Source organism: Nonomuraea sp. NPDC003709 (assembly GCF_040610775.1).
GTDB classification, from domain to species: Bacteria; Actinomycetota; Actinomycetes; order Streptosporangiales; family Streptosporangiaceae; genus Nonomuraea; species Nonomuraea angiospora_A.
In genome coordinates, this window is sequence record NZ_JBEXMW010000034.1 from 106,502 (window position 1) to 115,898 (window position 9,397).

The 9,397-nt window shown below is 71.1% G+C and carries 9 protein-coding genes; 4 read left to right on the forward strand and 5 right to left on the reverse strand.

What is annotated here, in order from left to right:
- The first annotated feature begins 64 nt into the window (after window positions 1-64).
- The gene (locus ABZX61_RS57755; protein WP_355209689.1) at window positions 65-1,357 is read left to right on the forward strand and encodes an ArsB/NhaD family transporter; all 1,293 of its coding nucleotides are present in this window, start codon (window positions 65-67) and stop codon (window positions 1,355-1,357) included.
- Here ABZX61_RS57755 and ABZX61_RS57760 read toward each other — a convergent pair.
- The 4 genes from ABZX61_RS57760 to ABZX61_RS57775 form a co-directional block, all read right to left on the reverse strand.
- Window positions 1,350-1,808: a nuclear transport factor 2 family protein gene (locus ABZX61_RS57760; protein WP_355209691.1), complete on the reverse strand. Its 459-nt coding sequence runs from the start codon at window positions 1,806-1,808 to the stop codon at window positions 1,350-1,352. The genes ABZX61_RS57755 and ABZX61_RS57760 overlap by 8 nt on opposite strands.
- Window positions 1,809-1,902: 94 nt before the next feature.
- Window positions 1,903-4,137 (reverse strand): xanthine dehydrogenase family protein molybdopterin-binding subunit, encoded by a 2,235-nt coding sequence (locus ABZX61_RS57765; protein ID WP_355209694.1) that lies wholly within the window; start codon window positions 4,135-4,137, stop codon window positions 1,903-1,905.
- Window positions 4,138-4,191: 54 nt separating this feature from the next.
- The gene (locus ABZX61_RS57770; protein ID WP_355209696.1) at window positions 4,192-5,163 is read right to left on the reverse strand and encodes a xanthine dehydrogenase family protein subunit M; all 972 of its coding nucleotides are present in this window, start codon (window positions 5,161-5,163) and stop codon (window positions 4,192-4,194) included.
- Complete coding sequence (locus ABZX61_RS57775; protein WP_355209710.1) at window positions 5,160-5,657, reverse strand: 2Fe-2S iron-sulfur cluster-binding protein; 498 nt, start codon at window positions 5,655-5,657, stop codon at window positions 5,160-5,162. The genes ABZX61_RS57770 and ABZX61_RS57775 overlap by 4 nt, the downstream gene beginning before the upstream one ends.
- Before the next feature lie 116 nt (window positions 5,658-5,773).
- Here ABZX61_RS57775 and ABZX61_RS57780 point away from each other — a divergent pair, with 116 nt between their 5' ends.
- Window positions 5,774-6,511 carry a TetR family transcriptional regulator gene (locus ABZX61_RS57780; RefSeq protein WP_355209699.1) on the forward strand — a complete coding sequence of 246 codons (738 nt, stop codon included), beginning with the start codon at window positions 5,774-5,776 and terminating at the stop codon, window positions 6,509-6,511.
- Window positions 6,512-6,519: 8 nt separating this feature from the next.
- Window positions 6,520-7,275 (forward strand): DUF429 domain-containing protein, encoded by a 756-nt coding sequence (locus ABZX61_RS57785; protein ID WP_355209701.1) that lies wholly within the window; start codon window positions 6,520-6,522, stop codon window positions 7,273-7,275.
- 26 nt (window positions 7,276-7,301) lie between these two features.
- On the opposite strand, the gene ABZX61_RS57790 is transcribed toward ABZX61_RS57785, so the two are convergent.
- Window positions 7,302-7,448, reverse strand: coding sequence for a hypothetical protein (locus ABZX61_RS57790; protein WP_355209704.1), 147 nt, complete (start codon window positions 7,446-7,448; stop codon window positions 7,302-7,304).
- Between the two features lie 183 nt (window positions 7,449-7,631).
- Between ABZX61_RS57790 and ABZX61_RS57795 the strand changes: the two genes are divergently transcribed.
- Window positions 7,632-9,397: PAS domain-containing protein (locus ABZX61_RS57795; RefSeq protein WP_355209707.1), on the forward strand; the 1,766-nt coding region annotated here is incomplete at its 3' end.

The following is a 9,397-nucleotide window of genomic DNA, read 5'->3' on the forward strand; positions in this document are numbered from 1 at the left end:
GGAAGTCTGGTCGGCGATTGTGCCGTCGTTCCCGGAGGTCGCCCCTCATGCTCATCGAGTCGCCATGACCGCCACCGCCTGGGTGGCGGTGGCCGCCTTCCTCTTCGCGTACACGCTGATCGCCACCGAGAAGGTGCACCGGGTCGCGGCGGCGCTCGGCGGGGCGGGGGTCATGCTGCTGATCCACGCCACCGACGGGAGCGCGGCGTTCTTCGACGAGCACACCGGGATCGACTGGAACGTGATCTTCCTGCTGCTCGGCATGATGGTCATCGTCGGTGTCCTGAAACAGACCGGGATATTCGAATATTTGGCGATCTGGTCGGCCAAGCGGGCCCGTGGGCAGCCGTTCCGGCTCATGGCGCTGCTGATCGTGATCACCGCCTCCGCCTCCGCGCTGCTGGACAACGTCACCACCGTGCTGCTGATCGCCCCCGTGACGTTCCTGGTGTGCGAGCGGCTGGCGCTGCCGGTGGCGCCGTACCTGATCGCCGAGGCCATGGCGTCCAACATCGGCGGCGCGTCCACGCTGGTCGGCGACCCGCCGAACATCATCATCGGCAGCCGCGGCGGCCTGACGTTCAACGACTTCCTCGCGCACATGGCGCCGCTGATCGTCGTGCTGGTGGTGGTGTTCGTCGGGCTGTGCCGCTGGTTGTTCAGGGCGTCGTTCAGCTACGACCCCGAGCGGGTCGCGGAGATCATGTCGCTGAACGAGCGGGAGGCCATCGCCGACCGCAAGCTCCTGTGGCAGTCGCTCGCCGTGCTGGCCCTGGTGCTGGCCGCGTTCGTGCTGCATCCCGTGCTGCACTACGCGCCGTCGGTCGTGGCGCTGCTGGGCGCGGGGGTGCTGGTGGCGGCCACCAGGGTGACGACCGAGGAGGCCATCCGCGAGGTCGAGTGGCCGACGCTGGTGTTCTTCGCGGGGCTGTTCGTCATGGTGGGGGCGCTGGTGGAGACCGGGGTGATCGGCCAGATCTCGAAGGCCGCCTCCGAGGCCACCGGCGGCCGGCTCGGCCTGACCACGATGCTGCTGCTGTGGGTCTCGGCCGGGCTGTCCGCCGTCGTGGACAACATTCCGTACGTCGCCACCATGAGCCCCATCGTGGCCGACCTCGTCCAGGCCAACGGGGGCAACGGCCCCGCCCAGGTGCTGTGGTGGGCGCTGGCCATCGGGGCCGACCTGGGCGGGAACGCCACGGCCGTGGGGGCGGCGGCCAACGTCGTCGTCATCGGCATCGCCGCCCGTAACGGCACCCCGATCAGCTTCTGGCAGTTCACCAAGTACGGGCTGGTCGTCACGCTCGTGACCGTCACGCTGTCGGTGCCGTACCTGTGGCTGCGCTACCTCATCTGAGCGGCAGCACGTCCACGCCTTGCTCGTCGTCGCCGCGCGGCCCGAAGATGCGGCGCTCGCTCTCCTCGATGCGCACGTCGTTGATGCTCGCCTCCCTGCGCCGCATCAGCCCCGACTCGTCGAACTCCCACTGCTCGTTGCCGTAGCTGCGCCACCACTGCCCGGAGGCGTCGCGGCACTCGTACTGGAACCGGACCGCGATGCGGTCGCCCAGCAAGCCCCACAGCTCCTTGCGCAGGGAGTAGTCCAGCTCCCGTTCCCATTTGCGGCGCAGGAAGTCCCTGATCGCGTCGCGGCCGGTCACGAACTCGTCGCGGTTGCGCCACACCGAGTCCTCCGTGTACGCGAGCGCGACGCGGTCGGGGTCGCAGGTGTTCCAGGCGTCCTCGGCGGCCTGCACTTTGACGCGCGCGGTCTCCTCGGTGAACGGCGGGACGGGCGGACGTGACATGGTCGTCTCCTCAGCGTCGATTCCTCGGCGTCGATTCCTCGGCGTCGATCAAGTGGTTCCACCGGTGCCTTCCCGCCGGGGAGACGACGCAAGCTCACAGCGGGAGCAGCTTGTCGAGCGTGATCGGCAGGTCGGTGACGCGTTTGCCGGTGGCGTGGCGCACGGCGTTGGCCACGGCCGCGCCCACGCCCGTGATGCCGACCTCGCCCACCCCGATCAGCCCGAGCGGCATCGTCGGGTCCGGCTCGTCCAGGCAGTGCACGTCGATGCGCGGGACGTCGGCGTGCACGGGCATGTGGTAGTCGGCCAGGCTCGCGTTGACGATCCGCCCGCTGCGCGGATCGACCAGCGTCTCCTCCGACAGCGCCAGGCCGATGCCCATCACGATGCCCCCGCGCAGCTGGCTGGCCACCGTCTTCTCGTTGATCACGGTGCCGACGTCGAACACGCCCGTCCAGCGCGAGACCCGTACCTCGCCCGTGTCGCGATCCACCCGCACCTCGCAGAAGTGCGCCCCGGACGCGGCCTTCACCCACCGGCTGCGGTCGCGCACGGTCTTCGCCATGAACCTCAGCATGCCGCCCCCGGCCGCGGCCTCCAGGTGGTCGCGGCCCGCCCGGGTCAGGATCGCCGCGTACGTCTCGCCCCTGGACCCCTGGTAGAGCCCGCCGTCGCGGGCCTGGGGATCGCGCACGCCGCGCAGCGGGGAGTCCGGCGACTTGCGCGCCAGGTCGAGCGCGGAACGCCGCAGCTTGCGGCAGGCCTCCAGCACGCTGGCCGCCGCGCTCGCCGTCTGCCCGGAACCGCCCGCCATCGGGCCCGCGGGGAGCTCGGAGTCGCCGATCTCGACGCGTACCGACTCCAGCGGCACCCCCAGCTCGTCCGCGGCGATCTGCGCCTGCACGGTCGCCGCGCCCACGCCGATCTCGTGCAGGCCGCACCGCACCACGACCCCGCCGTCCGCGCCCAGCCGTACGGTGACGCTCGCCGGGAGCTGGAACGCCGGGTGGTACGCCGACGCCACCCCCATGCCGACCAGCCACCGCCCGTCGCGCATCGAGCCGGGCCGCGGATCGCGCTCACGCCACCCGAACCGCTCCGCCCCCACCTCGTACGCCTCGCGCAACATCCGGTGCGCGAACCGTTTGCCGTCCATCGGGTTACGCGCCGGCTCGTTGAGCATCCGCAGCTCGATCGGATCCATGCCCAGCTCGCAGGCCAGCTCGTCCATGGCCGATTCCAGGGCATAGGTGCCGATGGACTCGCCCGGGGCCCGCATGAACGTGTTGGAGATCAGGTCGAGCTGGACGAGGCTCTGGCGCAGGCGGATGTTCGGGGAGTCGTACAGGTGCCGGGAGGCCGAGGTGATCTGCTCGCCGCCGCCGCCGACCCGGGCCGTCCTGGCGACGCTGGTGTGGATCAACGCGGTCAGCTTCCCGCCGGAGTCCGCGCCCAGCGCGACCCTCTGGGTGCTCGGGGTCCGGCCGCCGACCGTATGGTAGACGCCCGCCCGGGTGAGCGCCAGCCGTACCGGGCGCTTGGTGGCCCGGGCGGCCAGCACGGCGAGCAGCGTGCCCGCCCACACCGAGCCCTTGCCGCCGAACCCGCCGCCCACGTAAGGGGACAGCACGTGGATGTTCCGCTCGGGAACGCCGAACCGCTGCGCGACATGGGCGCGCAGCCACGTGATGCTCTGCGTGCTCTCGTGCAGGGTCAGGCGGTCGCCGTCCCACACGGCGGTCGTCGCGTGCGGCTCGATCGCGTTGTGGTTGTGCGGCGGCGTGGTGAAGCGCAGGTCCACCGAGACCGCCGCGGCCGCCAGCGCCGCCTCCGCGTCCCCCTTGTCCGCCGCCGCCGGCATCAGCGCGTTGCCCTTCTGCGGGGTGGCGTTCGGCTCCTCGGCCGCGAAGTCCACCACGGCGGGCAGCTCCTCGTACGTGATCCGCACCAGGCCCGCCGCGTGCCGCGCGGCCTCGGGCGACTCGGCCACCACGACCGCCACGGGCTGGCCGTTCCAGTGCACCTCGTCCGTGGCCAGGTAGTTGACCGACGTCCCGATGACCATCGTGCTGAGGTTCAGCAGACTCCGGGAGGGCGGGGGCTTCATCGCGGGGGCGTTCTCGTGGGTGAGGACCTCGATCACGCCCTTCGCCGCGCGGGCCGCGTCCGCGTCGACGGCGGTGATGCGGCCCCGGGCGATCGTGGAGTGCACGAGGGCGGCGTGGGCGAGGTCCGGATAGTCGTGCTCCGCCGCGAAACGGGCCCGGCCGGTGGTCTTGTCCCGGCCGTCGAGCCGGTCGACGGGGCGGCCGACGTACTTGATGCTCATGCCGGCTCCCTCAACGTCTCGATGCTCATGCCGGCTCCCTCAACGTCTTGATGCTCATGCCAGCTCCCTCAGCGTCGCCACGATCGTGGCCCTGGCCAGGGCCACCTTGAACGCGTTGCCCGGCTGGACCGTCGCGGGCGCCAGCTCGGCGTCGGCCGCGCGGCCGAACGCCTCCTCGGTCGCCGGGCCGCCGACCAGGACCCGCTCCGCCTCGAAGGCCCGCCACGGCTTGGTCGCGACGCCGCCCAGCGCCAGGCGGGCCGCCGTCACGGTCCCGTCGCGCACCTCCAGCGCCGCCGCCACCGAGACCAGGGCGAACGCGTACGACGCCCGGTCCCGCACCTTGCGGTAACGGGAGTTGGCCGCGACCGGCGCGGGCGGCAGTTCGACCGCCGTGATCAGCTCGTCTTCGGCCAGCGCGTTCTCGACCTGCGGCGTGTCGCCCGGCAGCAGGTGGAAGTCGGCCAGGGAGATCCGCCGCGTGCCGCGCACGCTCCGCACCTCGACCGTGGCGTCCAGGGCGGCCAGCGCCACGCACATGTCGGACGGATGCGTGGCGATGCAGCTCTCGCTCACGCCCAGGACCGCGTGCCCGCGGGTGAACCCGCCGAGCGCGTCGCAGCCGCTGCCCGGCTCGCGCTTGTTGCAGGCGTGGGCCTGGTCGTAGAAGTAGTTGCAGCGGGTACGTTGCAGCAGGTTGCCGCCGACGGTGGCCATGTTGCGCAGCTGGGGGGAGGCGCCGGCGAGCACGGCCTGCGACAGGACCGGGTAGCGGGCGCGGACGCGGCGGTCGGCGGCGAGCGCGCTGTTGCGTACCAGCGCGCCGATCCGCAGGCCGCCGCCGGGCAGCTCGTCCACCTCGTCGAGCGGCAGGCCGGTGAGGTCGACCAGCGTTTCGGGATGTTCGATGCCCTCGCGCATGAGGTCGATCAGATTCGTCCCTCCGCCCAGGAACTTGACGGCGGGGCCGGCCGCTTGCAGGGCCTCGTCGATGTCGAGCGGCTTCACGTACGTGAACGGCTTCATGGCGCCTCCTGCGCGGCGACGTCCTTGATGGCGTCGAGGATGCCGTTGTAGGCGCCGCACCGGCACAGGTTCCCGCTCATGCGCTCCCTGATCTCGTCATCGGTCAGCTCGATGCGCTCTGTCGTGGGGGTGACGGCACTGGGCATGCCGGCGGCGTGCTCGGTCAGCATGGCGACGGCCGAGCAGATCTGGCCCGAGGTGCAGTAACCGCACTGGAACCCGTCATGGCGCACGAACGCCTCCTGCATCGGGTGCGTGCCGTCCTCGCCCTTCGCGATCCCCTCGATCGTGGTGATCTCCTTGTCCGCGTACTGCACGGCCAGGGCCAGGCAGGCGTTGATCCGCACCCCGTCCGCGAGAACCGTGCACGCGCCGCACGCACCCTGGTCGCAGCCCTTCTTCGGGCCGGTCAGCCCGAGGTGGTCGCGCAGCGCGTCGAGCAGGCTGACCCATGGCTCGATGTCGAGGGTCCGGGTGACGCCGTTCACCCGCATTCGTAGCTCTGTCACACGTTTCTCCCCTCCGTAGGATGCCGACGCTAACAGAACGGTGTTTCCTTAACAAGAGAACGTCGTCCTCTAAAGTCTGGTCACCTATGCTGGAGCGCGACATGAAGCGGGCATTCGTCCGGGCCAGGCGGCCGGAGCACAAGCAGCAGCGGCGCGAGGAGATCCTCGCGGCCGCCCGCGATCTCGCCATGACCTCGGGGGTTCGGAACGTCAGCCTGGGGGCGGTCGCGGAGGCCGTCGGGCTGGCGAAGTCCAACATCATGCGCTATTTCGGGACTCGCGAGGAGATCTACCTCATCCTGGCCGCCGACGAGTGGCACCAGTGGGCGGCGGCCGTCACCGCCCGCCTCGAAGCGCCATCGGACGATGCCGCGGCGCCCGTCACCGCCCGCCTCGAAGCCCCGCCGGATGATGTCGCGGCGCCCGTCGCCACCCGCCTTGAAGCGTCATCGGACCATGTCGTGGCGGCCCTCGCGGAAACGCTCGCGGACCGGCCGCTCCTGTGCGACATCCTCAGCCAGACCGCGACGACCCTGGAACACAACGTCTCCATCGAGGCGGCCCGCACGTTCAAACGCGCCATCCTGGCCGTCATCGCCGACCTGGGCTCACAGGTCGCCCGGACCACGGGCTTGACGGTCGGCGAAGGGACGGAACTGGTCTCGGTCGCCACCGCCTTCGCCGGGGTCCTCTATCCCATCGCAAACCCCTCGCCCACGCTGGCCGAGCTGTACGCCCAGGACCCCGTCATCGCCGCGACCTGCCCCGACTTCCTCCCCACCCTCACCCGCGCCCTCAAGGCCCTCGCCGCAGGCCTGCCCACCCTCAGAGAGGACTGAGCCCGCGGATGATGACGGTCGGCGTCGATCTCGCCGCGGAGGCGGTGCGAACCGCGGTGGCCTGGCTCGACTGGTCGCCCGGACGCGCGCGGCTCGTCAGGGTGGTCGCCGGGGCGGACGACGCCCTGATCGTCGAGGCGGTCATGGCCGCGGACAAGGCGGGGATCGACTGCCCGCTCGGCTGGCCCGACCGGTTCGTCGACTTCGTCACCGCCCACCGCACCGGTCACGTCCAGGTGCCGCCGGACCTGGCGGGCCGGGCCTGGCGCCGCGACCTGGCGCTACGGGTCACCGACCAGGTCGTACACCAGCAGACCGGCCTGACCCCGCTGAGCGTGTCGGCCGACCGCATCGCGCACGCCACCATGCGCTGCGCCGCCCTCCTGGCCGAGCTCGCCCGCCGAGACCACCCGGTCGACCGCCGCGGCACCGGCGCCGTCGTGGAGGTCTATCCCGCAGCCTGCCTGAAGCAGTGGAGCCTGCCCCACCGCGGCTACAAGCGCGCCGCCAACCTCACCGAGCTGGGCCACCTCGTGGACCGGCTCCAGGAGGCGGCGCCATGGCTGGACCTGGGCGACCACGAGCCCCTCTGCCGGGCCTCGGACCACGCCACCGACGCCGTCGTGTCGGCCCTCGCCGCCCGCGCCGCCGCCCTCGGCCTGGTCACCGTACCGACGGGGGAGCAGGCGAGCGCGGCGACCACCGAGGGCTGGATCGCCCTGCCCACCACACCCCTGGACCGCCTCGCCACCAACGGCCGGTGACCCTCGACCAGATCTTGATCAGCTGCTCACGGAACGCCGCCGAGCGTGCCACCGAAGGGACGTCCCAGCTCGCCGGAGGCTGATAGGTCCAGGTCGGCGTACAGGGCGGCCTTGCTGTCGTAGGGGATCATCTCGCGGTCGCCACGCTCGTGGGCGGCGATCGCCTCGGCCACGCGGCTCGGAAACTCCTACGCCACAGGCGGCATCATTCGTAGTTGTAGTCTGTATATATCGCCATATATGTGCAGATTCCTCTCGAATCAGTGCCGCAGGCGCGTCCCAGAGCCCGGGCTCCGCAGGATCGCACTTGACCCCGACGGAGACCCTGGTGACGTGGTGACGGGCAGGGAATGGGGATGGGCGAACGGCGTGCGCAAGATGCGCGGATCATGTGGACGGACCTGGTTTCCGAGCAGCGGAAACGGCTCCTGGCGGTGGTCGGTGACGATCTGTGGGGGATCGAGGTCCTGCGGTTCGCGATCCAGCAGGCGTTGGCTGAGCTTGCCGGGCTGGGCGGCATGGTGCATCTTGGCAGTCCCGGCTACGGCGGCGGATTGCGCCTGGCGGTGGCCAGCGGATTCCCCCCGGCCTTCACCCGGGTGTGGGAGCGCATTGACGGGAACGGTCCGCTCGCCCCGGCGCGCGCGTTCCGGGACGGTGGGTTCGTGCGGGTGTCCATGGCGAAGCTCGCCGATGGGATGCCCGAAGATGGCGCGACGGCGAGCCGGCGACCGGACAGGGCCGCAGCCGAATCCTGGTACTGGCCGGTCGGCACGGCGATGGCGGCCGTCCCGCTGCTCGGCCCCGGCGGTCCGATCGGCACGCTCTCGATCGTGACGGCCTCCCCGCACGAGCCGTCGGCCGGGCAACGGGTCTTTCTCGACACGCTGGGCCGCTGGGCCGGCGAGCGTCTGAACAAGTCCACCGCGTCTCCGTCCGGTCCGACCATTCCGGGGTGGCCGGAACAGCCCACCGACTCGCATCCGCAGCAGGACCTGCAGGCGGTCGGCACATGGGACTGGAACATCTGGACCGGTGACGTCATCTGGAACGACGCGATGCTCACCGTGCTCGGCCTCGGTCCGGGCACCTTCGACGGGCGAATCGAGACCTGGATGGGCACCATCCACCCCGAGGATCTGCCGTGGGTGCTATCCGACATCGACGAGGCGATCCGCACGGGGAGGATGCACAGCACCGAGTATCGAGTGTGCCGCCCGGACGGGACGTCCGGCTGGGTGCGGGTCCGTGGCCGACCGGTGTTCGATGAGAACGGTGAACCGGCACACATGGTCGGCACCCTGTGGAACGTCACCAAGACCCATGACGTCCTGGAGACGGTCCTGGAACCGCAGACGCGTCACGCCGAGCGCGCTACCGTGGCGCGGGCCTCCCATATCGGGCAGTTGACCAGGGCGCTGGCCGAGGCGGTCACCGTTCGAGACGTCGTGGACGCCTCCGCCGAGCACATCCTGCCGTTGCTCGGTGCCTCCGGGCTGATACTCGCCTTCCTGGAGGGTGACCACCTGCGGCCGGTCGGGTTCACCGGGTATCCAACGGAGGTCATCGATCAGGTGTCCCAGATGCCGGCCTCCTGGGGACTCCCGATCACGGGGGTCCTGCGGGGGCACTCCCCGATATTCATCAGCTCGCTCGAGGAGTGCATCGAGTGCTACCCCATGACAGCCGATCTTCCGGTGGTGGGAGACAAACAAGCGTGGGCCTTCCTCCCGCTGATCGCCTCGGGACGCCCCGTCGGCAGCTGCGTCGTCTCCTTCACCGATCCGCGCCAGTTCACGGGCGAGGAGCGCAACCTGCTCACCACGCTCAGCGGGCTGGTCGCCCAGGCCATGGAACGGGCCCGCCTGTACGACAGGGAGCACACACGCGCCCAGGAACTGCAGCGCGGGCTGCTCCCCCGCGGGCTGCCCGACGTGCCCGCGGTCACCGCCGCGGCCCGCTACCTGCCCGCCGGCAAGGACATGGAGGTGGGCGGCGACTGGTACGACGTCATCCCACTGTCGGCAGACCGGGTCGCCCTCGTCATCGGCGACGTCATGGGACACGGCGTGGCCGAGGCGGCCACCATGGGCCGCCTGCGTACGGCGGTCCGCACCCTGGC

Coding starts and splice junctions, on each gene's coding strand:
- ABZX61_RS57755 (WP_355209689.1), top strand. CDS start 65: ATGACCGCCACCGCCTGGGTGGCGGTGGCCGCCTTCCTCTTCGCGTAC.
- ABZX61_RS57760 (WP_355209691.1), bottom strand. CDS start 1,808: ATGTCACGTCCGCCCGTCCCGCCGTTCACCGAGGAGACCGCGCGCGTC.
- ABZX61_RS57765 (WP_355209694.1), bottom strand. CDS start 4,137: ATGAGCATCAAGTACGTCGGCCGCCCCGTCGACCGGCTCGACGGCCGG.
- ABZX61_RS57770 (WP_355209696.1), bottom strand. CDS start 5,163: ATGAAGCCGTTCACGTACGTGAAGCCGCTCGACATCGACGAGGCCCTG.
- ABZX61_RS57775 (WP_355209710.1), bottom strand. CDS start 5,657: ATGCGGGTGAACGGCGTCACCCGGACCCTCGACATCGAGCCATGGGTC.
- ABZX61_RS57780 (WP_355209699.1), top strand. CDS start 5,774: ATGAAGCGGGCATTCGTCCGGGCCAGGCGGCCGGAGCACAAGCAGCAG.
- ABZX61_RS57785 (WP_355209701.1), top strand. CDS start 6,520: ATGATGACGGTCGGCGTCGATCTCGCCGCGGAGGCGGTGCGAACCGCG.